Source organism: Mesorhizobium sp. WSM4312 (genome assembly GCF_002294875.1).
Taxonomy (GTDB): domain Bacteria; phylum Pseudomonadota; class Alphaproteobacteria; order Rhizobiales; family Rhizobiaceae; genus Mesorhizobium.
On record NZ_NSFU01000030.1, the window covers coordinates 26,542 to 52,283 of the forward strand.

General features: G+C 64.5%; 24 protein-coding genes. 16 read left to right on the top strand and 8 right to left on the bottom strand.

All coding sequences use genetic code 11. From position 1 onward, the window contains the following. Positions 1 to 65: 65 nt before the first annotated feature. Entirely contained in the window at positions 66 to 995 is a 930-nt protein-coding gene (locus CK228_RS32020; protein ID WP_095775952.1) for a LysR substrate-binding domain-containing protein, read from the top strand. 27 nt (positions 996 to 1,022) lie between these two features. Here CK228_RS32020 and CK228_RS32025 read toward each other — a convergent pair whose 3' ends face one another. Continuing rightward, positions 1,023 to 1,283, bottom strand: coding sequence for a hypothetical protein (locus CK228_RS32025; RefSeq protein WP_143750647.1), 261 nt, complete (start codon positions 1,281 to 1,283; stop codon positions 1,023 to 1,025). A gap of 206 nt (positions 1,284 to 1,489) precedes the next feature. After that, entirely contained in the window at positions 1,490 to 2,389 is a 900-nt protein-coding gene (locus CK228_RS32030; protein WP_095790414.1) for a GNAT family N-acetyltransferase, read from the bottom strand. 247 nt (positions 2,390 to 2,636) lie between these two features. Here CK228_RS32030 and argE point away from each other — a divergent pair, with 247 nt between their 5' ends. The 6 genes from argE to CK228_RS32060 all read left to right on the top strand — a co-directional run bounded on the left by argE (position 2,637) and on the right by CK228_RS32060 (position 9,236). Continuing rightward, positions 2,637 to 3,761: an acetylornithine deacetylase gene (argE, locus tag CK228_RS32035; protein WP_095790415.1), complete on the top strand. Its 1,125-nt coding sequence runs from the start codon at positions 2,637 to 2,639 to the stop codon at positions 3,759 to 3,761. 11 nt (positions 3,762 to 3,772) lie between these two features. Further along, positions 3,773 to 4,696 carry a glyoxylate/hydroxypyruvate reductase A gene (locus CK228_RS32040; RefSeq protein WP_095790416.1) on the top strand — a complete coding sequence of 308 codons (924 nt, stop codon included), beginning with the start codon at positions 3,773 to 3,775 and terminating at the stop codon, positions 4,694 to 4,696. A gap of 23 nt (positions 4,697 to 4,719) precedes the next feature. Next, positions 4,720 to 5,073: a cupin domain-containing protein gene (locus tag CK228_RS32045; protein ID WP_095775980.1), complete on the top strand. Its 354-nt coding sequence runs from the start codon at positions 4,720 to 4,722 to the stop codon at positions 5,071 to 5,073. Positions 5,074 to 5,240: 167 nt separating this feature from the next. Next, on the top strand, positions 5,241 to 6,704 hold the full coding sequence (locus CK228_RS32050) for an aldehyde dehydrogenase family protein (RefSeq protein ID WP_095790417.1): 1,464 nt from the start codon (positions 5,241 to 5,243) through the stop codon (positions 6,702 to 6,704). Positions 6,705 to 6,714: 10 nt separating this feature from the next. Further along, positions 6,715 to 7,758 (top strand): tartrate dehydrogenase, encoded by a 1,044-nt coding sequence (locus CK228_RS32055; protein ID WP_095790418.1) that lies wholly within the window; start codon positions 6,715 to 6,717, stop codon positions 7,756 to 7,758. Between the two features lie 17 nt (positions 7,759 to 7,775). Then, positions 7,776 to 9,236, top strand: a complete 1,461-nt coding sequence (locus CK228_RS32060) for an NAD-dependent succinate-semialdehyde dehydrogenase (RefSeq protein ID WP_095790419.1) — start codon at positions 7,776 to 7,778, stop codon at positions 9,234 to 9,236. 35 nt (positions 9,237 to 9,271) lie between these two features. On the opposite strand, the gene CK228_RS32065 is transcribed toward CK228_RS32060, so the two are convergent. Beyond that, on the bottom strand, positions 9,272 to 10,546 hold the full coding sequence (locus tag CK228_RS32065) for an FAD-binding oxidoreductase (protein ID WP_095790420.1): 1,275 nt from the start codon (positions 10,544 to 10,546) through the stop codon (positions 9,272 to 9,274). A 16-nt stretch (positions 10,547 to 10,562) separates the two neighbouring features. Continuing rightward, a complete protein-coding gene (locus tag CK228_RS32070; protein ID WP_095790421.1) occupies positions 10,563 to 11,231 on the bottom strand; it encodes a haloacid dehalogenase type II in 669 nt (222 codons plus the stop codon). Between CK228_RS32070 and CK228_RS35540 the strand changes: the two genes are divergently transcribed. The 8 genes from CK228_RS35540 to CK228_RS32105 all read left to right on the top strand — a co-directional run bounded on the left by CK228_RS35540 (position 11,230) and on the right by CK228_RS32105 (position 19,949). Beyond that, the gene (locus CK228_RS35540) at positions 11,230 to 11,370 is read left to right on the top strand and encodes a hypothetical protein (RefSeq protein ID WP_179296112.1); all 141 of its coding nucleotides are present in this window, start codon (positions 11,230 to 11,232) and stop codon (positions 11,368 to 11,370) included. The two genes, CK228_RS32070 and CK228_RS35540, sit on opposite strands and share 2 nt — an antisense overlap. Before the next feature lie 180 nt (positions 11,371 to 11,550). Then, positions 11,551 to 12,390: a GNAT family N-acetyltransferase gene (locus CK228_RS32075; RefSeq protein ID WP_095790435.1), complete on the top strand. Its 840-nt coding sequence runs from the start codon at positions 11,551 to 11,553 to the stop codon at positions 12,388 to 12,390. A 13-nt stretch (positions 12,391 to 12,403) separates the two neighbouring features. Beyond that, a complete protein-coding gene (locus CK228_RS32080; RefSeq protein WP_095790422.1) occupies positions 12,404 to 13,777 on the top strand; it encodes an aspartate aminotransferase family protein in 1,374 nt (457 codons plus the stop codon). Between the two features lie 237 nt (positions 13,778 to 14,014). Further along, positions 14,015 to 14,737, top strand: a complete 723-nt coding sequence (locus CK228_RS32085; protein WP_095790423.1) for an HAD-IA family hydrolase — start codon at positions 14,015 to 14,017, stop codon at positions 14,735 to 14,737. 64 nt (positions 14,738 to 14,801) lie between these two features. Further along, the gene (locus CK228_RS32090; protein ID WP_095790424.1) at positions 14,802 to 16,412 is read left to right on the top strand and encodes an ABC transporter substrate-binding protein; all 1,611 of its coding nucleotides are present in this window, start codon (positions 14,802 to 14,804) and stop codon (positions 16,410 to 16,412) included. Between the two features lie 86 nt (positions 16,413 to 16,498). Next, complete coding sequence (locus tag CK228_RS32095; protein WP_095775982.1) at positions 16,499 to 17,449, top strand: ABC transporter permease; 951 nt, start codon at positions 16,499 to 16,501, stop codon at positions 17,447 to 17,449. Next, a complete protein-coding gene (locus CK228_RS32100; protein WP_095775964.1) occupies positions 17,446 to 18,297 on the top strand; it encodes an ABC transporter permease in 852 nt (283 codons plus the stop codon). Before CK228_RS32095 ends, CK228_RS32100 begins: the two co-directional genes overlap by 4 nt. Then, the gene (locus tag CK228_RS32105; RefSeq protein WP_095790425.1) at positions 18,294 to 19,949 is read left to right on the top strand and encodes an ABC transporter ATP-binding protein; all 1,656 of its coding nucleotides are present in this window, start codon (positions 18,294 to 18,296) and stop codon (positions 19,947 to 19,949) included. Before CK228_RS32100 ends, CK228_RS32105 begins: the two co-directional genes overlap by 4 nt. Before the next feature lie 76 nt (positions 19,950 to 20,025). Here the strand turns inward: CK228_RS32105 and CK228_RS32110 are convergent, their stop codons facing one another. Next, on the bottom strand, positions 20,026 to 20,502 hold the full coding sequence (locus CK228_RS32110; protein ID WP_038644676.1) for an Lrp/AsnC family transcriptional regulator: 477 nt from the start codon (positions 20,500 to 20,502) through the stop codon (positions 20,026 to 20,028). A 223-nt stretch (positions 20,503 to 20,725) separates the two neighbouring features. On the opposite strand from CK228_RS32110, the gene CK228_RS32115 reads away from it, so the two are divergent. Next, entirely contained in the window at positions 20,726 to 22,051 is a 1,326-nt protein-coding gene (locus tag CK228_RS32115) for an FAD-binding oxidoreductase (RefSeq protein ID WP_095790426.1), read from the top strand. Between the two features lie 38 nt (positions 22,052 to 22,089). On the opposite strand, the gene CK228_RS32120 is transcribed toward CK228_RS32115, so the two are convergent. From CK228_RS32120 to CK228_RS32130, 3 genes are read right to left on the bottom strand one after another with little or no spacing between them, the layout of a single operon-like run. Then, positions 22,090 to 23,457: an FAD/NAD(P)-binding oxidoreductase gene (locus CK228_RS32120; RefSeq protein ID WP_095790427.1), complete on the bottom strand. Its 1,368-nt coding sequence runs from the start codon at positions 23,455 to 23,457 to the stop codon at positions 22,090 to 22,092. Next, positions 23,454 to 23,756 carry a (2Fe-2S)-binding protein gene (locus CK228_RS32125; RefSeq protein ID WP_095790428.1) on the bottom strand — a complete coding sequence of 101 codons (303 nt, stop codon included), beginning with the start codon at positions 23,754 to 23,756 and terminating at the stop codon, positions 23,454 to 23,456. The genes CK228_RS32120 and CK228_RS32125 overlap by 4 nt, the downstream gene beginning before the upstream one ends. After that, entirely contained in the window at positions 23,753 to 25,738 is a 1,986-nt protein-coding gene (locus tag CK228_RS32130; protein WP_095790429.1) for a hydantoinase B/oxoprolinase family protein, read from the bottom strand. Before CK228_RS32130 ends, CK228_RS32125 begins: the two co-directional genes overlap by 4 nt. Positions 25,739 to 25,742: the final 4 nt, after the last annotated feature.

Sequence of the window (25,742 nt, forward strand, 5' to 3'; positions counted from 1 at the left end):
AGGCCTTGCATCTGCGTTCTATTTTAGAAAAACTAAACCAAGCTGACCCGAGGATCGTTGCCCAGGTGAACAAGACGCCCCCGCTGCGTGCGATACAGGCCTTTGAGGCGTTTGGCAGGCGTGGCAGCGTGACGGCCGCGGCAAACGAGCTCGGTGTATCCGTTGGCGCTGTCAGCCAGCAGATTCGCAAGGCCGAGGATGCCTTGGACGCACGGCTTCTGGAACGTCGCGGCAGGAGCGTCGCCCTTACAGCGCTGGGCCGCGTCTACCACGCGGCGGTTTCCATCGGCTTCGAAAAGATACGCGAGGCCCAGGATGTCATCGAACGGGCCCGTTTCGCCGACACTTTGACCATCTCCTGCCTGCCGTCGCTCGCCAGCAAATGGATCGGTCCGCAGCTTCTGGATTGGCAGATCGGCCATCCCGGCGCCACCGTGCGGCTGGTCGGCGCCGAGACAGAGCCAAGGCTGAGCGCCGAACAGGTCGACTTCCGCATTTCCTACGGCACCAAATATCGTGATTTCGAGCACTACACCGAGTTGTTCACCGACTGGGTGGTGCCGGCCTGCTCGCCCGCGCTGCTGGCGAAACATCCGGTCCGTAAGCCCGCCGATATCCTCGATCTGCCACTTCTCAGTATCGAATGGGCGCGCGACCATCGCTCGCCGCCTACATGGGCGGAATGGGCGGCAAGCATCGGCGCGGTGCACCGCAAGACATCAGGTGAAGTCGCCTTTTCCCTGTCGAGCGCCGCGATCGATGCTGCGGCCAACGGCAGGGGCTTCGTGCTGGCACAACTGTCGATGGCCGCCGACGACATCGCCTCGGGAAGGCTTGTGGCGCCGTTCGACAAGCGTATCAGGCTGCCGGAGCCCTATTTCCTGGCCTGGGACCGGGCAATGCTGGAGAAACCTTTTGGGCCGGAGCTGCGAACCTGGATTGTTTCAATTTCCAAGCGGCTTGGCGCAACCTTGGCAGGTTTAGCCGAGCGCTGATCTCGGGACGCACATTCCGTTCTGTTCTCACAAAGACCGAAGGTCGGATGGTCGCTGACTGAATGTCCGAAAGGCCCAAGTGGTCGGAAAAGCCCCGTCGCGCATCCGCCCTTTGCGATCGAGTTTTAGCCGACGCTCGACCTCGGCCCGCAGCCTGAAGCCGCGCCGCCATGTCCGTTCTCGCCACATCAATTCAACCTCGATGATCACGACAAGGGCAAAACTGCTCGCCCTCCCCGAGTTCTGACGGACGATCATCGGCAACGTCTTGACGCTCGCTGCCGCCATCGCCGCCTTCAACCCGCTGTGCGCCTGTCCAATCCCGAACGCGTCCCGACTGGCTCCTCAGGCGCATTAAAGACTAACGTCGTGAGCAGGACAGCGGCAGCGAGGACCCTGTAGTACCGGGCGTCGAATCCGAAGAATTTGAAAACAAACGGGGCGATGATAGACACCACCCCGACGGCCCGATTGACGCAAAGTCGAATAACAACCTACCCGAGAGTTTGGCTTGCCAGGGCATAGCTCTCCGGTCTGGTCGCACCGCCGACGGCAAAATCGGTTAGGCGTTTGCCCAGCGACATGGTCAGCACCGTGTCGAAGACTGGCATTCCAGCGTGCGACAGAAAGGTGGCGAACTCGCCAGTGTCCATATGGGTGTCGATCCGCAGGAATGACCCTAAATGGTCATGGACGTGTGGCCGGACGATCGCCACGGCATCGGCGTCGCTTTCCGCCACGACCGGCCCCACGACGTGGCCCCTCCCGAATGGCCGGCAGAGCGCGAATGCGCTCAGCCTGCCATCCTTGAAAAGACCATAGCCGGCCGAGTGTGCGAAAAGCCTTTCGATGAGCGCCGCCCGCCTCACGCCAAATCCTGCCGCGTCGAGCGCGATCGCTGCCGGAATATCCTTTGGGTCCAAGGTCCTGACATCGAGAATGTCCGCCGGGCGACCCGTCGTCTCCAGGCGGGCGATGCCCTGGCATTGATAGACGGTCTTCTCCGGCTGGAAATCGAGCGAGAGATAGAGCCGCCTTGCCGCGCGCGTTGCATTGAGACGCAGATCGCAGCCGACGACGTTCTCGAAAACCCGCTTCATCAGCCATTGCCCCGCCCCCAGCGTCTGAAGTCGCGGCGAGGTGATCACCATGCCCACGGTCGCGAAATCGGTACCATGCGCGAACCACATGGCCGAACCAAGAACCCGGCCGATCTCATCGAGCGCCACGAACCCGTGTCCCGACTGCCGCAGGAATTGCCAGTCTTCAGCGCGATGCGGCCATCCCACGGAGAGCGAGAGTGCATGCAAGCGGTCCAGCTCAACGCCTTCGATGTCGCCTATCCGCATCGAGAAGGTATCGATTTTCAAGCTTCCGGACGGCTTCAATTCCATGCCCCTGAAAGATTATCGTACTAGAAGGCGACGTGTCGCTGGCTACTTTCCGGCTGCCAACGCTAAACAAGCAGACCGATACGATTTGCTCGAAAGCCATGCGGCAACGCTAGATTCAACTGAAACACTTCCGCTTTCGGCACGCAATCGCGAAAGAACGCGCACATCCTCTGCCGAAATCGAGTAGCCGACGGCATCGATCCCGGCAAACCCGAAATGCCAAACCCGAAATGCTTTGAGGGCTGGAATGGACGTCTTCGACATCCTGGACCGACTTGTCGCCTTTCCGTCGGTCGCCGGCAAGCCGAACGGCGATATCGCCGGCTGGATCGAGGCCTATCTCGCAGAGCACGGGACGCAGGCTGCCCTGCTCCGAGGGCCGGAAGGCGACCGGTCCAATCTGTTCGCGACGATCGGCCCCGCCAACGTCCCTGGCTATATTCTGTCCGGCCACATGGACGTCGTCCCCGCCAGCGAGCCGCGATGGAGTTCTAGCCCTTTCGCGCTGCGCAAGGAGGGCGAACGGCTCTATGGACGCGGCACCACTGATATGAAGGGGTTTCTTGCCGCGGTGCTCGCGACGGTGCCTCTCTTGGCGAAAATGCACCTTGCCAGGCCGATCCATCTCGCCTTCTCCTATGACGAGGAGGTGGGGTGCCGCGGTGTACCGCATTTGATCGCCCGCCTTCCCGGACTTTGCGCGAAGCCGCTCGGCGTTATCGTTGGCGAGCCGAGCGGCATGCGCGCCGTGCGCGGCCACAAGGGCAAGGCGGCCGCCCGCGTGATCATCAACGGGCGCTCCGGCCATTCCTCCCGACCCGATCTTGGGCTCAACGCCATCCATGCCATGGCCGATGCGCTGAGCGCGGCCGTGACCGAGGCCGAACAGCTGACGCACGGTCCGTTCGACCCTGCCTTCGAGCCGCCCTACTCCTCGCTGCAAGCCGGCGTGGTGACTGGCGGACATCAGGTCAACATCATCCCCGACACCTGCAAGCTGGACCTCGAGGCGCGCGCCATACCCGGCGTCGACCCCGCCAGCCTGCTGGCGCCTGTAAGGGCGCGAGCAGAGGCCCTTGCGGCCCACGGCTTTCGCATCGAATGGGCGCCGCTGAGCGCCTATCCGGCGATGTCGCTGCCGCCAGATGCGCCGCTTGCGGGACTGCTGCACGCCTTGACCGGCGAGGCGCCGCTTGCCGCCGTCAGCTACGGCACGGAGGCCGGGCTTTACCAGGCCGCCGGGTTCGATGCGATCATCTGCGGACCGGGCGACATCGACCGCGCCCACAAGCCGGACGAATACATACTCACCAGCGAACTCGCCACCTGCCAGCGATTGATCGAGGCGCTGGGCGCCCGCTGCGCGGCTTGAAGGGAACCGGAATGACATTCCTGTTCAATTCCGATGCGCGGCGCGGGGCGATCTTCGCCGATGCCTTCGCCAAGGAGCTGCCGGACGTCCCCTTCACGATGGACCCCGCAACGGTCGATCCCGACGCCGTGCGCTATCTCATTACCTGGACCGCGCCAGAAGACCTCGCCCGCTACAGGAACCTGGAGATCCTGTTTTCCATTGGCGCCGGGGTCGACCAGTTCCGCCTCGATAGCGTACCGGAGCAGGTGAAGATCGTGCGTACGATCGAGGAAGGCATCGTGCGCATGATGCAGGAGTATGTGGCGCTGGCCGTGCTCGCCCTGCATCGCAGCCTGCCTGCCTATCTGGCGCAGCAGCGCGCCGGCGAATGGCGGGACATCCCCCAGCTGCAGGCCGGGTCGCGCCGGATCGGCGTGCTCGGCCTCGGGCAGCTTGGCCAGGCCGTCCTTGACCGCCTGAAGCCCTTCGGCTTTCCGCTCGCCGGTTGGAGCCGCTCTCCACGGCAGATCGAAGGCGTGACCTGCCATCACGGCGAACTCGGGCTGGAGGAGATGCTCGCGGCCAGCGACATACTGGTCTGCCTGCTGCCGCTGACCGAGGAGACACGCGGTTTCCTCGATGCCCGCCTGTTTGCGAAACTGCCCAAGGGCGCGGCCCTCGTCCACACCGGCCGGGGCCCGCAGCTCGATCACAAGGCGCTTGTCGCCGCTCTCGACAGCGGCCACCTTTCGGCGGCGATGATCGACGTGACCGATCCCGAACCGCTGCCGGCCTGCCATCCTTTCTGGCGGCATCCAAAGATCGTGCTGACCCCGCATGTCGCCAGCGTCACCCAACCCGTGACAGCCGCGCTGGCCGTCATCGAAAACATCCGCCGCCACCGCGACGGGCTCGACCCTATCGGGCTCGTCGACCGGTCGCGCGGCTATTGAAATCCAAGCTGAAAGGCCATCCCTTGTCCCTGCTCAAGACCGTCGATACCAGCCCTGCATTTCCCCCGCGCGAATCCGGGGCGCTGCCTGAACGGCTGATTGCCGGCAACCCCGCCTTCAAGACCTGGGCGCAGGACGTCGCCAAGGACGACCTCGTCCATACCGGCGTCTGGGAGGCGACGCCTGGGGAAACGCGCTCAATCAAGGGCGACACTTTCGAGTTCTGCCACATCCTCTCGGGCGTGATTGAAATCACGCCCGATGGCGGCGAGGCGGTGACCTACCGCGCCGGCGATAGCTTCGTGATGAAGCCTGGTTTCACCGGTGTCTGGAAGACCATCGAGACGGTGCGCAAGATCTACGTGACGGTCGGATAGCGGAACCTGCATGACGTACTGGCCTGCGCCGAAGAATTTGCCGTCTCTTGCCTCGAGCACACAACATTCATCGGCAACGGATCACCGAACAGCGCATGCTGCCTGGCAGTACGCGCTACGCTCCAGTCAATGCTGGAAAGCGGTCACCCTATGAACCGAGCCTCGATATGAGCCTGAGCTTCGATCCGGATACGGTTCCCCTCCCGATTGGCCATTTCATCGGCGCAGAGCTTATCGCGGGCGATGGTGCGATCGAGATGCGCCGTCCGTCCGACGGCAAGGTCTATGCCGACTGTCCCGTGGCCGACGCGGATATCGTCGACCGCGCTGTGGAAAGCGCCAAGGCGGCGCTGAAGGCCAGCAACTGGGGGGGCGTCAGGCCGCGCGAGCGCACAAGGGCGCTGCACGCTTGGGCCGACCTGATCGAGGCGGAAGCGGCAACGCTGGCTCGGATCGAGGCGCTGTGCTCGACCCGGCCCGTCGGCCAGCTCATCGCCGGCGACATCGCCGTCACCGCCGAGCAGATCCGCTTCTTCGCTGAGTTCGCCGACAAGGAAGGCAGTGAGCTGGTGCCTACCGACGACACCACTCTCGGCATGATCATGAGCGAGCCCTACGGCGTGGTCGGCGCGATAACGCCGTGGAATTTCCCCATCTCGATGGCCGGCTGGAAGCTCGGCCCGGCGCTGGCCGCAGGCAACGCGGTCGTGCTGAAGCCCTCCGAGATGACGCCGTTTTCCGCTGTCTGTTTGGCGCAACTCGCGGTGAAGGCAGGCCTGCCGGCAGGGCTCGTCAACGTGGTGCTCGGCGACGGGCCGACGACCGGCACGGCGCTGACCGGCCATGCCGAAATCGCCAAGGTCTCCTTCACCGGCTCTACCCGCGCCGGCTCAGCCATCATGGAGAACGTCGCCCGCACCGGCGTCAAGTCGATGACGCTGGAACTGGGCGGCAAGAGCCCGCAGATCGTCTTTGCAGACGCCGATCTCGACAAGGCGGCGACGGCGATCGCCGGCAGCGTCACCTTCAACGCCGGCCAGGCCTGCGTGGCCGGCACGCGTCTGATCGTCGAGAAAAGCGTCGCCGACAAGCTGACGGCCGCGATCCTGGAGAAGATGAAGGCGGCACGCCCCGGCCCGACCTGGGACGAGGCGACGCACTATTCACCTGTTATCTCGGAACGGCAGCGGGCGCGTATCGACGGCATCGTGCGGGCCGCGATCGGGGCCGGCGGCGAATGCCTGAGCGGCGGCAACGTTATGGACGACCCCGGCTATTTCTATGAGCCGACGCTGATCGCCAATGTCGATCAGGCCAATCCGGCGATCGTCGAGGAAATCTTCGGCCCGGTCCTGACAGTCCAAACCTTCGAGACCGAGGACGAGGCGCTGGCGCTGTCCAGCCATCCGACCTATGGGCTGGCTTCCGGCCTGTTCACCTCGGACCTGTCCCGCACGATCCGGTTCGCACGCAAACTCGAAGCAGGTACCGTCTGGGTCAACCGCTACAGCCGCTCGCGAGACCATATTCTGCCCACCGGCGGCTACAAGCGCTCCGGCATCGGCAAGGACCTTGGCCGCGAAGCCTATCTCGCCAACCGCAGGACAAAGAGCGTCCTGATCAGCCTGTAAAGAGATGCCGATGAAGTCCTATTCGATCGCCCTGATCCCCGGTGACGGCGTCGGACGCGATGTGACCGCCGCCGCCTGGTCCGTGCTGGAGACAGCGGCCGGGCAGGCCGGCTTTGCCTTGACCGGAACCGAGTTCCCCTGGTCCTGCAAATTCTACAAGGAAACCGGCCGCATGATGCCGCAGGACGGCATTGAGACTTTGCGCAGCTTCGACGCGATCCTGCTAGGCGCGGTGGGCTGGCCGGCGGAGGTGCCGGATTCCGTTTCGCTGCATGGCCTGCTGCTGCCGATCCGCAAGGCATTCGTGCAATATGCCAACATCCGGCCGCACCGCCTGCTGCCAGGCGTGACAGGCCCGCTGCGGGCCGAGAGCTTCGACATATTGTGTATCCGCGAGAACACCGAAGGCGAATATTCGGGCGCCGGCGGGCGCGTGCATCAAGGCACGCTGGACGAGGTGGCTGTCGAGACCTCGATCTTCACCCGCGCCGGCGTCGAACGCATCCTGCGCTTCGGCTTCGAGCAGGCGCGGACACGGCGCGGCAAGCTCGCCTCCGTCACCAAGTCCAACGCGCAGAAATACTCGATGGTGTTCTGGGACGAGATCGCGCGAAAGCTGGCCGCGGAGTACCCTGACGTCGCCGTGACCAGCTATCACGTCGACGCGCTCGCCGCGCGCATGATCATGGCGCCGGAGAGCCTCGACGTGGTCGTCGCCTCCAACCTGTTCGGCGACATCCTCACCGACATCGGCGCGGCGATCCAGGGCGGGCTCGGCTACGCCGCCTCGGCCAACATCGATCCCGATCGCTCGGCGCCGTCCATGTTCGAGCCGGTGCACGGCTCGGCGCCCGACATCGCGCATCTGGGCATCGCCAATCCGATCGCCGCCATCTGGTCCGGCGCCATGATGCTCGACCATCTCGGCGAAGCGGCCGCCGCCGACCGGGTCATGCAAGCGGTCGAAGCGACAACCGCGCGCGGCATTGGAACCACTCCGGGCAAAGACAGAACGGAGGCCATCACGGCCGCCGTCGTCGCCGCGCTCTCCTGATTGCAAGGTCGTTCTCGATGAAAAACCTCAAAGACAAAAGTCTCTTCCGCGAAGTCGGCCTGATCGGCGGTGAATGGGTCGCTGCCGGCTCCCGCAAGACGGTCGATGTTGTCGATCCAGCGACCCAGGCGGCGATCGGCACGGTGCCCGATATGGCCGGTCCGGAGACTCGCGCGGCCGTAGAGGCCGCAGCGTCCGCCTATGGGGATTGGAGGAAAAAGACCAACGCTGAGCGCGCCGGCCTCCTGGAGGCCTGGCATGGCCTCATGCTTGCGCATCTGGACGATCTCGCGCTGATCCTGACGACCGAACAGGGCAAGCCGCTGGACGAGGCCAGGGGCGAGATCCGCTACGGCGCTTCCTTCGTCAAATGGTTTACGGAGGAGGCACGCCGCATCAATGGCCACACCATCCCCTCGCCGACGCCGGACCGGCGCATCATCGTGCTGAAGGAACCGGTCGGTGTGTGTGGCATCATCACGCCGTGGAACTTCCCCAACGCGATGATCACCCGCAAGGTCGCGCCGGCACTGGCCGCCGGCTGCACGGTGGTGATCAAGCCGTCCGAGTTCACGCCCTATTCGGCGCTGGCGCTCGGCGTGCTTGCCGAACGGGCAGGCATCCCCGCCGGCGTCATCAACATCGTCACCGGCATGCCGGCCGAGATCGGCAATGAGATCATGGCGAACGAGACCGTGCGCAAGATCTCCTTCACCGGCTCGACGCGGGTCGGTTCGCTGCTGATGCGCGGGGCGGCCGACAGCGTGAAGCGGCTCAGCCTCGAACTCGGCGGCAACGCACCCTTCATCGTCTTCGACGACGCCGATCTCGACCTCGCTGTCGAGGGCGCTCTCGTCTCCAAGTTCCGCAACGGCGGCCAGACCTGTGTGTGCGCCAACCGCATCCTCGTGCAGTCCGGAGTCTATGAAACCTTCGCAGCGAAGCTTTCCGCCCGTGTCAACGCCATGACGGTTGGACCCGGCACGCAGCCCGGAGTCGCCATCGGGCCGATGATCAACATGGCAGCGGTCGAGAAGATAAACCGCCATGTCGAGGACGCGCTCGCCAAAGGTGCAACGATTATCACCGAGAGGCCGGGATTGCCGGACGGCCCTCAATATGTCGCGCCGCTGGTGCTGACCGGCGCCACAAAGGACATGCAGCTCGCCGGTGAGGAAACGTTCGGCCCGGTCGCGCCGCTTTTCCGGTTCGAGACGGAAGAAGAAGCGATCACGCTGGCCAACGGCACGCCCTACGGGCTTGCTTCCTACTTCTACACCGAAAACCTGAAACGCGCCTGGCGCGTCGGCGAGGCGCTGGAATTCGGCATGGTGGGTCTCAACACCGGCTCGGTCTCGATGGAGGTCGCCCCCTTCGGCGGCGTCAAGCTGTCCGGCCTCGGGCGAGAGGGCGCGCAGGCCGGCATCGAGGAATATCTCGAGATGAAGAGCTTCCACATGGGAATAGGCAGTAGGTAATTGGCAGCAGGGAATTGGGAGATTCTGCCTACTGCCTACCTCACCCGGTCAAGCGCCTTGTAGTAGAGGCCGACCATCGGCAGGAACCAGGGCTTGCCGGAATAGCCGGGAATGGAAGGCCACTCGAGTCCCTTCAGCGGATTGCGGTCCTCGCGGCCGAGCATGGCATCGGCCATGATCATGCCAAGGTGCGTGGAAAGCTGCGCGCCATGGCCGGAATAGCCCATCGCGTACCAGACGCCGTCATGGTAGCCGGCGCGTGGGAAGCGGTCCTTGGTCATGTCGACCAGCCCGCCCCAGCAGTAATCGATCTCGACCTTGGCGAGTTGTGGGAAGATCGCCGCGAGGCCTGCCTGCAGTATCTGTCCGCTCCTGGCGTCGGAGCGCTGGTCCGATGTCGCCGAAAAGCGCGCGCGGCCGCCGAAGATCAGGCGCCTGTCGGGCGAAAGTCGGAAATAGTTGCCGATGTTCATCGAGGTCACGCATGTCCGGTTGCCCGGCATGGTCGCGGCAATCTCGACGTCGCTCAACGGCCGCGTGGCGATGATGAAGCTGCCGACGGAAATGATCCTGCGGCGGAAGTAGCCGAAATTCGGAGTGGTGTAGGCGCCGGTCGCCAGCAGCACATTGTCGGCGCTGATGCGGCCACGCGAGGTGGTCAGTTGGTGCCTGCCGCCGGCCTGCTTGCGATCGGTGACCGCCGCATTCTCGTGGATCACGGCGCCGTGGCGGACGGCTGATGTGGCGAGACCAGCCACATAACGCCCCATATGCATCATGGCGCTCTTCTTCGACAGCATCGCGCCGTGGAAGGGCGAGCCGATCTCGGACTTGAGATCCGCCGCCGACAGCAGCGCCGTATCCGGATCCACCTCGGCATGCAGGGCTTCGAAGTTGCGGGCGATTGATGCAAAATGCTGCGGCTTCGAGGCGAGCTTCAGCTTGCCGGCGCGGCGAAAATTGCAGTCGATGCCTTCCTCGGCGACCAGCGCCTCTATGGTGTCGACGGAGTCGTCCAGCGCCCGGTAGAGGGCGATTGCGCGTTCCTTGCCGAGCTCCGCCTTGGCGGAGAGGTAGCTGTGGGCGAGGCCGTTGTTGAGGTGCCCGCCATTGCGGCCGGATGCGCCCCAGCCGACCCGCTCCGCCTCCAGCACGACCACCTTGGCGCCGGCCTTCGCCAATTGGCGCGCGGCGGCGAGACCAGTGAAGCCGCCGCCGATGACGGCGGCATCGTAGTGCCCCTCGACCGGGCCTTGCGCCCCGCCGGAAAAGACGGGGGCCGTGTCGTGCCAGTAGGAGACGAACTTCATTGGCAATCCGCCTGTTTCAGAGACCGACGACGCCTGCAAGACCCGAAATGTCCGATATCTCGACATAGCCGTAATACGGGTTGGCCGGTTCGTGGCCGCGATTGACCCAGACCTTGTTCTTGATGCCGAGATCGTGTGCCGACATCAGGTCGTAGCGGAAAGAGGACGAGCAGTGAAGAACGTCCTCCGGGCCGCAACCCAGCCTGTCGAACATGTATTCGAAAGCCTGGAAACGCGGCTTGTAGGCCTGCGCCTGCTCTGCCGTGTAGACGGCATGGAACGGCGCGCCGAGCTTTTCGACATTGGACATGATCTGAGCGTTCATCGCGTTGGAAAGGATGACCAGCGGAATTTCCTTGGCGACCTTCGCCAGGCCCGCCGGGACGTCGGCGTGCGGTCCCCATGTCGGCACGCGCTCGTAGACCATCCTGGCGTCGTCCGGGCTGAAGGCGACGCCGTTGCGCTTGCAAGCGCGCTCGAGCGCATTGTGGACCACGTCGGCATAAGGCTTCCAGTCGCCCAGAATCTCGTCCAGCCGGTACGCCGCGAAATTCTTGATGAACTCCTGCATGCGCGGTTCGTCGAGCCGGCTGCCATAGAGGTCGCGCGCCGCTTCCGCCATCTGGAAAAAGGTCAACGTGCCGTAGCAGTCGAAGGTGATGTATTTGGGCCTGAAGGAAGCCATGTCCGTCGATCTCCGGTGGAAGCACATCCGCGCTGGGATGTATTTCATCATAGAGCGGCAGGCCGCGACCCACCTGACCGAAATCGCCCTTCCGAAAGCAGAAAGTTCCGTATCCGCCATCCGCTTTGGCACGCTGTAGCATCTGGCATGCCGATAGCTGCGCCGCGCGCGGCGTGAAGCGCCCCCGCCGCGGACGGTGCCAGCACAAGATGCGGCACACCCCTCGCGCTACGGCGAAAGATACTGTCCAAGCCAAAGCCTTCAGATGATCTGCGGCACGCCGATGGCCGAAACTTGTCGTCAGACGGAAGGATGCCTCATGCCGCAGGGCGACATTGAACTCCGAGCCTTCGGGCCCGACCATATCGAGGGAGCCGTAGTGCTTTCCCGCCAGGAGAATTGGCCACATCGCCCGCAGGACTGGCAGATGGCGCTGCAGCTCTCGAACGGTGCGGTCGCGCTCGACGATCAGGGCCGCGTCACCGGAACTATCCTGGTAACGCCCTACGGCGCGGATTGCGCCATGATCAACATGGTGATCGTCGACAGGAACGCGCGCGGCAAGGGGCTTGGGCGCCGGCTCATGGATCAGGCCTTCGCCTTGGCCGGGGACCGTCCGCTGCGGCTCGTCGCGACGGCGGACGGCATGCCTCTCTATGAGAAACTGGGGTTCGTGCCCTCCGGCGCCATTCTGCAGCATCAAGGCAAGGTTGCGGAGCTTGGCGAGCCCGATGGCGTAGAGGCCGCAAGCATCGGCGATCTGCCTGAAATCAAGGCGCTGGACCGCGACGCCTATGGCGCCGACCGTGAAGCACTGATCGATGCGCTGGCCGAGCGCGGCCAATTCGCCGTCATCCGCCGCGACGGCGCCATCGAGGCCTATGCCGCGATCCGGCCGTTCGGACGCGGCGAGGTGATTGGTCCGGTCATCGCGGGAAGTATCGACGAGGCGAAGGCCCTGATCGGCTTCTTCGCCGCCCCGCGCGCCGGCGCCTTCCTGCGCGTGGATACCGGCAGCGGGACCGGCATCGCCGGCTGGCTCGAGGAAATCGGCCTCACCCATGTCGGCGGCGGCATAGCCATGGACCGTCCGCCCAAGACGGTTGCGGAGCAGGCCAGGCCAAAAGTTTACGCCCTCGCCAACCAGGCGCTGGGATAGTCGGAGGACAACAATGCTCGCCAATTCCCTGATCGAACTCGATCGCGCCCATCTCATCCACCCTGTCTCTTCATACCGTGGTCATGAGGCGCAGGGCGTGCGCGTGTTGAAATCGGCGAAGGGCGCGACCGTCACCGATGCGTCCGGCCGGCAACTTCTCGACGGTTTCGCGGGGCTGTGGTGTGTCAATGCCGGCTACGGCCATGACAGCATCGTCGAGGCAGCGGCCAGGCAGATGCGAGAGCTTCCCTACGCCACCGCCTATTTCGACCTCGGCTCGGAGCCGGCCATCCGCCTCGCCTCGGAGCTGGCCGAGCGCGCGCCAGGCAACCTCAACCACGTCTTTTTCACGCTTGGGGGGTCGGACGCGGTCGACAGTACGATCCGGTTCGTCCGCTACTACTGGAATGCCAGGGGCGAGCCGAAACGCGATCAGTTCATTTCCATCGAGCAGGGTTATCACGGCTCGTCGGTGGTCGGCGCGGGCCTGACCGCCCTGCCCGCCTTTCACGCCGGCTTCGGCATTCCCTTCGAATGGCAGCACAAGATCCCCTCCCCCTATCCCTACCGCAACCCGGTCGGCCAGGACGGCAACGCGATCATCGCCGCATCGCTCGCCGCGCTGAAGGCCAAGATCGAGCAGATCGGGCCGGAGCGGGTCGCCGCCTTCTATGCCGAGCCGATCCAGGGCTCGGGTGGCGTCATCGTTCCACCGAAAGGCTGGATCAAGGCCATACGCGAACTCTGCCGGGAGTACGGCATCCTGTTCATCGCCGATGAGGTGATCACCGGTTTCGGTCGCACGGGGCCTTTGTTCGCCTGCACCGATGAGGACATCGTTCCCGATTTCATGACGACGGCGAAGGGTCTGACCTCGGGCTATGTTCCCATGGGCGCCGTGTTCATGGCCGATCATGTCTACGACGTCATCGCCGATGGCGCGGGCGCCTCGGCCGTCGGTCACGGCTACACCTATTCCGCCCATCCCGTCAGCGCCGCCGTCGCGCTCGAGGTGCTGAAGCTCTACGAAGACGGCCTTCTGGAGAATGGCGTCAAGGCCGGCGCCCGCCTTATGGCAGGACTGGCAAGCCTGACCGACCACCCCCTCGTCGGCGAGGTGCGCGGCCGCGGCATGCTTGCCGCGATCGAACTGGTGGTCGACAAACAGAAGAAGACGCCGTTTCCGGCGTCGGCCATGCCGGCGCGGCGGGTCTTCGACAGGGCGTGGGACAATGGCCTCATCATCCGTGCCTTTGCGCATGGGGTTATCGGCTATGCACCGCCGCTCTGCTGCACCGATGCCGACATCGATGCGATCATCGAGCGCACGCGCCGGACGCTCGACCAGACGCTGGACGATCCAGACGTCCGCCAGGCCCTGGCATGATGGCGGCGAAATATGTCGTGTCTCGAAATATCGCCGGGGCAGACGATTTCGCAATTTTGTGCCGCCCCCTCACGCCTTTTCGGCGAATCCAGCGCGGGGGAAGTGCCAGACTGCTCATAAGACAAGGCCAGAAAGCCCGGATTTCCGGGCCTTCAAAAAGGGCCGACGCCCTCGACAGCACGGAATTTTGTTCTGTTCAACACATGCAATTCGGCCGTACGCAGAGGAGAGCCAGTCTTGGCCAGGGGCTTTAGCGAATTCAAATACATGACCTTCGATGTGGTCGGCACACTGATCGACTTCGAAGGCGGGATCACGACCTGCCTGGCGGGAATTGCCGCCGAGGCCGGCGTTTCGATCGATGGCGAGGAGGCGTTGGCCCTTTACCGGCAGGCCCGCTACATGCCCCATGCGAGCCTGTTTCCCGACGATCTCGTCCGTGTCTACAGAGTTATCGCGCCGCGGCTCGGCCTGCCGGCCGAGGAGAAATACGGCGTCCGCCTGCGGGATTCGGCCAGCGTCTGGCAAAGCTTCCCCGACAGCGCGGCGGCGTTGGCGGACCTTGCGAAGTCGCACAGATTGATCGCCATGACCAATGCAAGGCGCTGGGCGCTCGATCATTTCGAGAAGCAGCTCGGATCGCCCTTTTTCGCCACCTTTACCGCCGACGATACAGGCACGGAGAAACCGGACCCGGCCTTCTTCCAGAAGGTCTTCGATTTCGTGGCCTCACAGGGCGACAGCAAGGACGACATCGTGCACGTCGCGCAAAGCCAGTACCACGACATCGGCATATCCCGGGCGCTTGGTATGACCAATTGCTGGATCGAGCGCCGGCATGCCCAGAAGGGTTTCGGCGGCACGATCGAGCCCAAGCGTTTCACCGCGCCGGACTACCACTTCACGTCAATGGCGGCCCTTGCCGCCGCCGTGCGGGAAAGCCTGAAGGAACGAACCTGAGCCCAAGCCCGGAAAGCCGCAGCAAGACGAGCGACCCGGAAAAACAAACAGAAAGGGGAATGATATGACCGACAAGATCACGAACTGGACCAGCGCAGACGATGCCATGGTCGAGAATGCCATTCGGCGGGGCGCAAGCCGCCGCGAACTCCTCAAGCTGCTGCTGGCCGGCGGCGCCGCGTTCGCCGCGGGCAGCGTGGTGCTTGGCCGCGCCACCAATGCCGTCGCCGCCACGCCCGTTTCCGGCGGCAGTTTCAAGGCCGCCGGCTGGTCCTCCTCGACCGCCGACACGCTCGATCCGGCAAAGGCGTCGCTGTCGACCGACTATGTCCGCTGCTGCTCGCTCTACAACCGCCTGACTTTCCTCGACAAGGATGGCGTCACGCAGATGGAGCTGGCTGATAGCTTCGACAGCAAGGACGCCAAGACCTGGACCATTAAGCTGCGCAAAGGCGTCACCTTCCACGACGGCAAGGACCTCACCGCCGAAGACGTTGTCTTCTCGCTGAAGCGCCATCTCGACAAAGCGGTCGGCTCCAAAGTCGCCAAGATCGCCGCGCAGATGACCGGCTTCAAGGCAGTCGACAAGTCGACCGTCGAAATCACGCTGGCCGACCCGAATGCCGACCTTCCGACCATCCTGGCGCTGCATCACTTCATGATCGTCCAGGACGGCACCACCGACTTCTCCAAGGGCAACGGTACCGGCGCCTTCGTGCTGCAAACGTTCGAACCGGGCGTGCGTTCGGTCGTCACCAAGAACAAGAACTACTGGAAGTCGGGCAAGCCACATCTCGACTCCTTCGAGTTCATCGCCATCAGCGACGACAGCGCCCGCGTCAACGCTCTGCTTTCCGGCGACATCAATTTTGCCGCCTCGATCAATCCGCGCGCGATGAAGCTCATCGGCGGCCAGCAAGGCTTCGAATTGTCGAAAACCACCTCGGGCAACTATACGGACCTCAACATCCGGCTCGACATGGATCCGGGCAATAAGGCCGACTTCGTCGCTGGCATGAAATACCTCGTCAACCGCGAGCAGATCGTCAAATCGGCATTGCGCGGCCTCGGCGAAATCGGCAACGACCAGCCTGTCTCGCCGGCGAACATCTTCCACAATGCCGACCTCAAGCCGAAGGCCTTCGACCCGGACAAGGCCAAGTTCCACTTCCAGAAGTCGGGCCTGCTCGGTCAGTCCATCCCCGTGGTCGCGTCCGATGCCGCGACGTCGTCGATCGACATGGCGGTGATCATCCAGGCCGCCGGTGCCGATATCGGCATGAAGCTCGATGTCCAGCGCGTGCCGTCCGACGGCTACTGGGACAATTACTGGCTCAAGGCGCCGATCCATTTCGGCAACATCAATCCGCGCCCGACGCCCGACATCCTGTTCTCGCTCCTCTACGCCTCCAACGCGCCCTGGAACGAAAGCCAGTACAAGTCCGAGAAGTTCGACAAGCTGCTCGTCGAGGCGCGCGGCTCGCTCGACCAGGCCAAGCGCAAGGAAATCTACGGCCAGATGCAGACCATGGTCTCCGAGGAGGCCGGCACCATCATCCCGGCCTACATTTCCAACGTGGATGCTCTCTCCAGCAAGGTGAAGGGTTTGGAGGCGAACCCGCTCGGTGGCATGATGGGCTACGCAATGGCGGAATATCTCTGGCTCGAAGCCTGAGAGGCGCCTGCCAGGGACCGGACCGCCGGTCCCTGGCACCGATTGCGCAACATGGCTTGGCCGAACGCAACCGCAGGAGCGCTTCCATGACGTCTGGGGTTCTAAACCTCGTGCTGAAGCGGCTGGCAATCGCGGTCGTTACACTTCTGATCGTCCTTTTCGCCGTGTTTTTCGCCACCAGCATGCTGCCTGGCGACACAGCGTCGATCCTGCTCGGCCAGGCGGCTACACCCGAAGCCGTCGCCGGCCTGCGCGAGGCCATGCATCTCAACGATCCGGCAATCCTGCGCTTCCTGCGCTGGCTTCTCGGCCTGCTCCACGGCGATCTCGGCACTTCCTATGCCAACGAGATGCCGGTCGCGGCGCTGATCGGCGGGCGCTTCGTCAACACCATGGAGCTCGCCGGCATCACCACGCTGCTCTCGGTGCCCCTGGCGCTGACGCTCGGCATCACCGCCGCCATGTTGCGCGGCTCCCTCTACGACCGCACCGTCACCATTCTTGCGATCGGCGTCATCTCCGTGCCCGAATTCATGGTCGCGACCCTCGCGGTCCTGCTTTTCGCCGTTTATCTCAAATGGCTGCCGGCACTGTCCTCGGTCAATGAGGCGCATACGCTGACCGACCTCGTGCGCATCTATGCCATGCCGGTGATCACGCTGACCTTCGTCATCTCGGCTCAGATGATCCGCATGACCCGCGCCGCGGTGATCGAAACGCTGTCCACGCCTTATGTCGAGATGGCGCTCCTCAAAGGCGCCTCACGCGGCCGCATGGTGCTCAAGCACGCACTTCCCAATGCGCTCGGGCCGATCGTCAACGCGGTTGCGCTGTCGCTGTCCTATCTGGTCGGCGGCGTCATCATCGTGGAGACGATCTTCAACTATCCCGGCATCGCCAAGCTGATGGTCGATGCGGTCGCGACCCGCGACCTGCCGCTGATCCAGAGCTGCGCGATGATCTTCTGCCTTGGCTACCTTCTGCTCATCACGATCGCCGACATCATCGCCATCATGTCCAACCCGAGGCTCAGATGACGATGGCCCGCGTGGCAGCTTCCCAACGGTCCTTGCTGGGCCACAGCTACAATCTCGTGGGTGTCGTCGCCTCGCTGGTCATCCTGGCGTGGACGCTGATCGCCATCTTCGCGCCCACCATCATTCCCCATTCGATCGGCGACATCGTCGACGACGATTATTTCGGCCCGATGCGTCAGGGCTTATGGCTCGGCTCGGACTATCTGGGGCGAGACATGCTCTCGCGGGTGCTGATGGGTGCGCGCTACACCGTCGGCATATCGCTCGCCTCCGTCTGTATCGCCTGCTTTTCCGGCGTGGTGCTGGGAATGATCGCGGCCGTCACCGGCGGCTGGCTCGACACCTGCCTCAGCCGCTTCCTCGACGCCATGAACTCCATTCCCAGCAAGCTGTTCGGCCTTGTGGTCGTTGCCGCGGTCGGCTCGTCGATCCCGGCGCTGATCCTGACGCTCGCCGTCATCTACATACCGGGCGCCTACCGCTTCGCGCGGGCGCTCGCCGTCAACATCAACACCATGGACTTCATGACCGTCGCTCGCGTCCGCGGCGAAAGCACCGCCTATCTCATCGGGTCAGAGATCCTGCCCAATATCATGCGCCCGGTGCTGGCCGACTTCGGCCTGCGCTTCGTCTTCATCGTGCTCTTGCTGTCCGGCCTGTCCTTCCTCGGGCTCGGCCTGCAGCCGCCGCTCGCCGACTGGGGCGCGCTGGTGCGCGAGAACATAGGCGGCCTGCCCTTCGCAGCTCCCGCTGTCATCGTTCCCTCGCTGGCGATCGCTAGCCTCACCATCAGCGTCAACCTGCTGATCGACAATCTGCCGCAGAAGATCAGGGACAGGGACGCATGACCAATCTCGTCGAGGTCAGGAACCTGAGGATCGAGGCGACGACCGACGCCGGACGCGTCGTCGAAATCATCAAGGGCGTCAGCCTCGACATCGCCGACGGCGAGATCGTCGCCCTGATCGGCGAGAGCGGCTCGGGCAAGACGACAATCGCGCTCTCCCTCATGGGCTATGCGCGGCCCGGCTGCCGGATCACCGGCGGCGAGATCAATGTGAACGGCAAGAACATGGCCGCGCTTGCCGAAAAGCAGCGCGCCAAATTGCGCGGCACCGACATCGCCTATGTTCCGCAAAGTGCCGCCGCCTCCTTCAACCCTTCGTCCACCATCATGGAGCAGGTGATCGAGGTTACGCGCATCCACGGGCTGATGCCGCCGGAGCAGGCACGAAAGCGCGCGGTCGAGCTGTTCCGGGCGTTGTCGCTGCCGGACCCGGAAGGGATCGGCGCCCGTTATCCGCACCAGGTTTCAGGCGGGCAGCTGCAGCGGCTGTCGGCTGCGATGGCGCTGATCGGCAATCCCAAGCTGATGATCTTCGACGAGCCGACGACGGCACTCGACGTGACGACGCAGATCGACGTGCTGAAGGCATTCAAGTCGGTCATGCGGGCCGGTGGGATAGCGGGTGTCTACGTTTCCCACGACCTTGCGGTCGTCGCCCAGATCGCCGATCGCATCGTTGTGCTGAAGGGCGGCGAAATGCAGGAGGCCGGCACCACGGCTCAGATCCTTTCGGCAGCACAGCACCCCTACACGCGCGAACTGCTGGCTGCCTTCGAACCGAAACCGAGGCAAGCAGATGCGGACGCGGATGCCGGCACGAAGCCGTTGCTGCGTATCGACAATGTGACCGCCGGCTATGGCTCGTTGCGGGCCGACGGACTGCCGCTTGTCCGCGCTGTCAATTCCGTCAGCCTGGTCGTCGAGAAGGGGCGCAATCTTGGCGTCATCGGCGAATCCGGCTGCGGAAAATCGACGCTGGCGCGCGTCATCGCCGGCATCCATCCGGCGGCGGCCGGCGACATCGTCTTCGACGGCAGGCAACTGGAGCGCGCCGCGGGCAAACGCAGCCAGGACCAACTGCGCGAGATGCAGATCGTGTTCCAGTATGCCGATACCGCGCTCAATCCGGCCAAGCCTGTGGAGGACATCATCTCCCGGCCACTGGCCTTCTATCACCAGCTCGACCGGCAGGCGCGCTCGAAGCGCGTCGACGAACTGCTCGACATGGTTCGCCTGCCCCGGACGTTGCGCTACCGTCGCCCGTCGGAGCTCTCGGGAGGCCAGAAGCAGCGGGTGAACTTCGCGCGCGCTCTGGCGGCCGGGCCCAAGCTCATCATCTGCGACGAAATCACCTCGGCGCTCGACACGGTGGTGGCGGCCGCCGTGATCGAACTGCTCAAGGAGCTGCAGCGCGAGTTGGGTCTTTCCTACATTTTCATCAGCCACGACCTCTCCGTCGTCGAAGCGATCTGCGACGAAATCATGGTCATGTACAATGGCGAGCGGGTGGAGCAGATCACGCCCGACAGACTGAAGGCGCCCATCCACCCCTATTCGAAGCTTCTATTCTCCTCCGTGCCGAAGCTCGATCCGACATGGCTCGATGGCCTCGTCCGCGACCCCGAGCTGGTCAGCCAGTACGGTCACCGCTGATGCATTTCGCCCAGAAGTGTGCAGCGGTTCTGGGGCAAGGACAGGCATCAAAGCAAAAACTATAGGCGGCAGTGCCTCACCTCGGAAACAGGCTGGGCAGCGGCATGTGCGCCTTGACGATCGGGGACTTCAGCACCACGAAGCTGAAATACTTGTCGATGCCGATATCCATGTCGGTCAGCCGCTCCATGATGGTCTGGTACTCGGCGATGCCGGCGGTCACGAATTTCATCAAATAGTCGTAGCCGCCCGACACGAGGTGGCATTCGATGACCTGGTCAATCTTCTCCACAACGGCGAGAAAGCGGGCGAAGTCGACCTGGCGATGGTTCTTCAAGGTGATTTCGGTGAACACGGTCAGCGTCTGGCCGAGCTTGCCGATATTGACCTGCGCGGAATAGCCTTCGATGTAGCCTTCCGACTGCAATTTCTTCACCCGCATCAAGCACGGGCTCGGCGACAGATGCACCAGATCAGCCAGTTCCACATTGGTGATGCGGCCGTTCTTCTGCAATTCGTGTAGAATCTTGATGTCGATCCGATCCAGTTTCATGGCCGTCTCCGCAGAACGCATGCCGCAGCACAAAATGCTGCCTTGCTCGTAGGCATTGACACTACCACAGCCCGTTGGCCTGTCCATCCAAGTGGACAGCGCTTTGAAACGCAGTGGCTCCCGATTTCGACCGGGCTGCCGGAATAAAATTCTGCTTCAACTTCAACTGCGGCAGCGGCTGCCTGCACAACACGGTAGATTGGCGCGTCAAGACAGAGAGACCATGCGCGCACCACTGCAGCAAATCGAGACATCTGGCGAACCGCCGCGGACCGCGGACGCGGTGGTGATCGGCGGCGGCATCGTCGGCATCTTCGCGGCCTATTATCTGGCACGGCGCGGCCTGAAGGTGGCGCTTGTCGAAAAGGGCCGCATTGGCGCCGAGCAGTCCTCGAGGAACTGGGGATGGTGCCGCCAGCAGAACCGCGACGCCCGCGAACTGCCGATGGCGACCCGAAGCCTTGAGTTGTGGGACAGCTTCGCGACGGAAAGCGGCCAAGACACTGGCTTCCGCCGCTGCGGCCTGCTCTATCTCAGCAATGACGAGGCGGAACAGGCCGGCTGGGTGCGTTGGCGTGACTTCGCCAGGACGGCCGGCGTCACCACGCACATGCTCGACAGCGCCGAGGCCAGCGAGCGGGGTCGCGCCACTGGCCGGACCTGGAAGGGCGGTGTCTTCTCGCCGACCGACGGCACCGCCGATCCGTCGCGGGCCGCGCCCGCGGTCGCCCGGGCCATCCTCGAGCTCGGAAGCTCCGTGCACCAGAATTGTGCCGCGCGTGGCATCGAGACCGAGGGCGGACGCCTGAGCGGCGTGATCACCGAAAGCGGGACGATTCGGACCAGGGTGGCGGTGCTGGCCGGCGGCGCCTGGGCATCCTCCTTTTGCCGGCAGTTCGGTTTCCGCTTTCCGCAGGCGTCGATCCGCTCCTCCATTCTGTCGGTCTCGCCCGGCGCCGAGGGCCTGCCGGATGCGCTGCACACGGCAAGGATTTCGGCGACACGACGCGGCGACGGCGGCTACACGCTTGCCATAAGTGGACGCGGCCGCGTGGACGTGACGCCGCAGCAATTGCGCTTCTCCTCGCAGTTCCTGCCCATGTTCCTGAAGCGGTGGCGAAGCCTCGCGCCCGGCGGCCTGCAGGGTGTGCGCTCGGGCCACGAAACGCTCCGCCGCTGGCGGCTCGACCAGCCGACGCCGATGGAGCGGATGCGCATCCTCGATCCGACTCCGGACCAGGTGACCATCCGCCTGACCCATGCCCGGGCACTCGAACTTCTGCCCGAACTTCGAAAGACCAGGATCAGCGCGGCCTGGGCCGGCTACATAGACAGCACGCCGGATGGCGTGCCTGCCATCGGCGAGATCCATAGTGTTCCGGGTTTCTTCCTGGCTGCCGGGTTCTCGGGACACGGCTTCGGCATCGGGCCCGGCGCCGGGCACCTCGTCGCCGATCTGATGACAGGGTCGCAACCGATCGTCGATCCGCAATCCTATGATCCCAGGCGCTTCGACACTTCGGTCTGGGGAAAGGTTGCCGACTTCTAACCCAAAGTTCCGGCACTCCGGATCGCTGTGAAACCGCATCAGCCGTCCCGCAGCAAAGCGCCGACAGGCGCCGGGCGGACAGGCGCTTGCCCGCGCAACCGGCCGACAGCACCAGGCGTGCAGCCGGTCTGCGCCGCGATGAGTTCGACGGCGACCAACTGACAATAGCGTCCCTGGCATCGCCCCATGCCGACGCGCGACAGCGATTTCACCCTGTTCGCTTCGCCGCTGCCGAAATCCACACTTTCGCGTACATCTCCGGCGGTCACGTTCTCGCAACGGCAGACGATCGCATCGTCGGGGAGCGCCCGTGTCATCGCTGCCGGCCAGGGAAAGGCGCAAGCCAGGCCACGGGCAAAGCGCTCGAACCGCGCAAGCTCGCGCAGATCGGCCGCGGTGGAAGGCGCTGGAAATCCAAGATCGGCAAGGCACGCCGCTGCCGCCAGACGCCCCGCGATCTCCGCAGCGTCTGCTCCCAGAAGACGAGCTCCATCGCCCGCGAGATAGGTCCCGTTGCCAGCGCGCCCCATCTGGTCGGTCTTCGGCAGCCATTGCCGCCACTGCTCGTCATAGGTGAAGGCGCATCCCGCCAGGTCGGACAGATGCGTCTCCGCCCGCAGGTGCCAGCCCATGCCTATCATGTCGCAAGGAGTGCAGTGCTCCCAGCCGCTGGCGTCGCGCCAGCGCATCGCCGTGACACCTTTTTCGTCAGCCTCGATCCGCTCGAGCGTCACGCCCGCATGGTAGCGGCCGCCGAGCCTTGCTCGCAGGGCCAGACCGCGCAGCGCCACCAGCGGTCGGGCGGCAAGTTGCCAGAGCCCTCGCATCTGCTGATGCCAGGGAGAAGTGTCCAGCACCGCCGCCACATCGGCTCCAGCCTTGACGAGCTGGGCGCCGACCAGCGTCAGCAAAGGCCCCGATCCGATCAGGACGATGCGCCGCCCAAGCGCCACGCCCTGCGCCTTGAGCGCGATCTGGGCCGCGCCGAGGCTGTAGACGCCGGCGTTCTGCCAGCCCGGGACCGGAGCGACACGGTCGGACGCGCCGGTGGCAAGGATCAGGCGGTCATAGCTGACTAGCTGCACGCCGCCCTCCCCCAGCACATGCAGCCTACCCTTCTGCACGGCGATGACCGAGCTTCCCGCGCAATGGGTAAGGCGCCTCTCTTCGGCCAGCCGGTCGAAGAGCTGATGCAGCGCGCTGGCCTTCGCCGCCTCCGATCCGTAGAGTTGTTTCGCGGTGCGGCCGAATCCGGCAGGCGGACGGCGATAGATCTGCCCGCCCGCGCGCTGCCCCTCGTCGATCACCACCGGATGGAGCCCGGCCTCGACCAGCATGGCTGCGGCCCTTGTGCCGGCAGGGCCAGCGCCGACTATCACGATCCGAGGCGGCGTCGTCTCGCTCATGGCCAGCTCTCCGGCGGCGTCGTGCGTAACCGCAGGCCTTCCACGATAAGGGCCGAGCACGCCCGCAGGCGTGGTCCCTCGTCCTGCCACACCCAGCAATCCTGGCAGGCTCCCATCAGGCAGAACCCGGCGCGCCACTCGGGCCCGAACTCGGATTTTCGCAATACGTGGCCTGAAGCCAGCATGGCGGTCAGCACGGTGTCGCCCGCCAATGCACTGCACATCTGCCCGTCGAGATAGAAATGCACCTGTGCCCGGTCGAACTCGGCCAGCCTGACGATACGGTCGGCGATGATCATTCCGCGGCCTCTCGCACGGGGCGCGGACGCGGCAGTTCGGGGAAGCGTTCGCAGACAGCATCGAAGGCCGCCTGGACGCCCTCCGGTCCCCAGCGCCCCTTCATGCGGCGGAAAATCTCCGTCTTGGTGAAGAACCGCCAATGGATCGGCAAACCACTTAATATGGCAGTGAGCCGGTCATAGGCGTCCGGCGTCCACTGCGCTTCGTAGCCGTCGCGCTCCGGACCGAAATGGAAGTGGCCGGCGGCCGGCTCCTGCCGCGCACGCAGTTGCCCCGTTGCCTGCTCGTCGATCTCGCCGCCACGGATGACGACGCCATAGTCGTGCTCGGCAGCTGTCGTCGAGACGTAGCCGCGCCGCACATCCTGTGCGACCCGCCAGGGTTCGCGTTGATGTGGATCGCCGCGTCCGCCGCCTCCGGCGGAGCGGACCTCAAGCACATCGCCGGGCTGCAGCACAGTGGTATCAATGTTGCCCAGCCGCCGCTCGTGCTCGGTCCCTGGATTGACGATCATGTCCGACAGGCCGGCCGCCTTGCCGCCCAGCACGCCCCAGGGACGGAAGAAGCTGCGGTCGCGGTTGCGGGCCGTGATCCTGGAATCAGGAGCGAAGACGCGGAAGGCCATCTCTGTCGCCAGCCCGCCGCGCCAACGCCCCGCGCCGCCGCTGTCCCTGGCGAGCCCATATTTCAGGAATTCGACCGGGGTCTCCGTCTCGGTAATCTCGATCGGCGTGTTCTTGAGATAGGCGGCATCCGCGCCTGATCCATTGGTCCCATCGCGATGCGGCATCGCGCCGCCACCGCCCACCACGGGATTCACCGCCGTGATGACGGTCCGGCTGGTGCGCTCGTCAGTGGTCATGACGTTGACGATGCAGTTGTTGCCGGCCGGCGCCGCGGGCAGGCGCTCGGGCATCACCTGCGAGAAGGCACCGAAGATGACCGACCGCAGTCGGGCGCAAGTGAGCGAGCGCATGCCGACGGCGGCGGGATGGACCGGGTTCAGCACCGAACCTTGAGGCGTGATGCAGGTGAACGGCCGGGTCAGGCCGGTGTTGAGCAGGATCTTCGGGTTGAGCGTATAGAGCACGTAGTAGACGCCCACCAGCAGCATGGTGTGTCGCGGGTCACCGCCCGAAGGCACGTTGAGCGAGGAGCCGAGCTGCGGATCGGAGCCGGTGAAGTCGAGCACCGCCGCATCGCCCTTGATCGTCAGCCTCAGCTTCAGCCGGCACGGATTGGCCTCGGCGGAATCCTCGTCGGCATAATCGCAGAATTCCCATGTGCCGTCGGGCATGGAACGCAGCACGTCGCGCGCCTGCGCTTCCGCCTGGTCGAGAAGCGCGGAAACGCCTTCGATGAAACCGGCCTTGCCGAACTTTCGCACCATTGCCTGGATCTTGCGCTCGCCGGTGTTGAGCGCACCGACCAGCGCCTTGATGTCGCCGATGTTGAGGTCGGGCTTGCGAACATTGGTGCTCATGATCCGCAGGATCGACTCGTCAAAGATGCCCTCATTCACCAGCTTCATGGGCGGAAAGCGGATGCCTTCCTGATGGATTTCAGTCAGTGCCCGGCTGAGCGAAGCCGGCACCGCACCACCCATGTCGGTGTTGTGGATATGGCCACCGGTCCAGGCGACGATGTCGCCGTCGACGAAGACCGGCTTCCACAGATGCGTGTCTGGCGCGTGCGTGGCGACGTGGCCGGAATAGGGATCGTTGGTGAAGGCGACATCTCCCGGCCGGTAGTCGTCGACCATCGCGATCGCGCGGTGATACGAAAGCCCCGGGTACCAGGTGGCACCGAGTTCCATCGGCACGGCGAAGGTCGCGCCTGAACGGTCCATCAGCATCACCGTGAAATCCTGCGTCTCCTTGACGAAAGCGGAGTGCGCGGTGCGATGCAGCGTGTGCGCCATGTTCTCGGCGGCCGCGCGGGCATGGTTCGCCAGAACCTGTAGGTTTGTCCGGTCAAACATGGCG

Bases quoted from the DNA above. Each gene is read 5' to 3' on its own strand.
- CK228_RS32025 (WP_143750647.1), bottom strand. From the start codon at position 1,283: ATGGCGGCAGCGAGCGTCAAGACGTTGCCGATGATCGTCCGTCAGAAC.
- CK228_RS32030 (WP_095790414.1), bottom strand. From the start codon at position 2,389: ATGGAATTGAAGCCGTCCGGAAGCTTGAAAATCGATACCTTCTCGATG.
- argE (WP_095790415.1), top strand. From the start codon at position 2,637: ATGGACGTCTTCGACATCCTGGACCGACTTGTCGCCTTTCCGTCGGTC.
- CK228_RS32040 (WP_095790416.1), top strand. From the start codon at position 3,773: ATGACATTCCTGTTCAATTCCGATGCGCGGCGCGGGGCGATCTTCGCC.
- CK228_RS32050 (WP_095790417.1), top strand. From the start codon at position 5,241: ATGAGCCTGAGCTTCGATCCGGATACGGTTCCCCTCCCGATTGGCCAT.
- CK228_RS32055 (WP_095790418.1), top strand. From the start codon at position 6,715: ATGAAGTCCTATTCGATCGCCCTGATCCCCGGTGACGGCGTCGGACGC.
- CK228_RS32060 (WP_095790419.1), top strand. From the start codon at position 7,776: ATGAAAAACCTCAAAGACAAAAGTCTCTTCCGCGAAGTCGGCCTGATC.
- CK228_RS32065 (WP_095790420.1), bottom strand. From the start codon at position 10,546: ATGAAGTTCGTCTCCTACTGGCACGACACGGCCCCCGTCTTTTCCGGC.
- CK228_RS35540 (WP_179296112.1), top strand. From the start codon at position 11,230: ATGTCCGTCGATCTCCGGTGGAAGCACATCCGCGCTGGGATGTATTTC.
- CK228_RS32070 (WP_095790421.1), bottom strand. From the start codon at position 11,231: ATGGCTTCCTTCAGGCCCAAATACATCACCTTCGACTGCTACGGCACG.
- CK228_RS32075 (WP_095790435.1), top strand. From the start codon at position 11,551: ATGCCGCAGGGCGACATTGAACTCCGAGCCTTCGGGCCCGACCATATC.
- CK228_RS32080 (WP_095790422.1), top strand. From the start codon at position 12,404: ATGCTCGCCAATTCCCTGATCGAACTCGATCGCGCCCATCTCATCCAC.
- CK228_RS32090 (WP_095790424.1), top strand. From the start codon at position 14,802: ATGACCGACAAGATCACGAACTGGACCAGCGCAGACGATGCCATGGTC.
- CK228_RS32095 (WP_095775982.1), top strand. From the start codon at position 16,499: ATGACGTCTGGGGTTCTAAACCTCGTGCTGAAGCGGCTGGCAATCGCG.
- CK228_RS32100 (WP_095775964.1), top strand. From the start codon at position 17,446: ATGACGATGGCCCGCGTGGCAGCTTCCCAACGGTCCTTGCTGGGCCAC.
- CK228_RS32105 (WP_095790425.1), top strand. From the start codon at position 18,294: ATGACCAATCTCGTCGAGGTCAGGAACCTGAGGATCGAGGCGACGACC.
- CK228_RS32110 (WP_038644676.1), bottom strand. From the start codon at position 20,502: ATGAAACTGGATCGGATCGACATCAAGATTCTACACGAATTGCAGAAG.
- CK228_RS32115 (WP_095790426.1), top strand. From the start codon at position 20,726: ATGCGCGCACCACTGCAGCAAATCGAGACATCTGGCGAACCGCCGCGG.
- CK228_RS32120 (WP_095790427.1), bottom strand. From the start codon at position 23,457: ATGAGCGAGACGACGCCGCCTCGGATCGTGATAGTCGGCGCTGGCCCT.
- CK228_RS32125 (WP_095790428.1), bottom strand. From the start codon at position 23,756: ATGATCATCGCCGACCGTATCGTCAGGCTGGCCGAGTTCGACCGGGCA.
- CK228_RS32130 (WP_095790429.1), bottom strand. From the start codon at position 25,738: ATGTTTGACCGGACAAACCTACAGGTTCTGGCGAACCATGCCCGCGCG.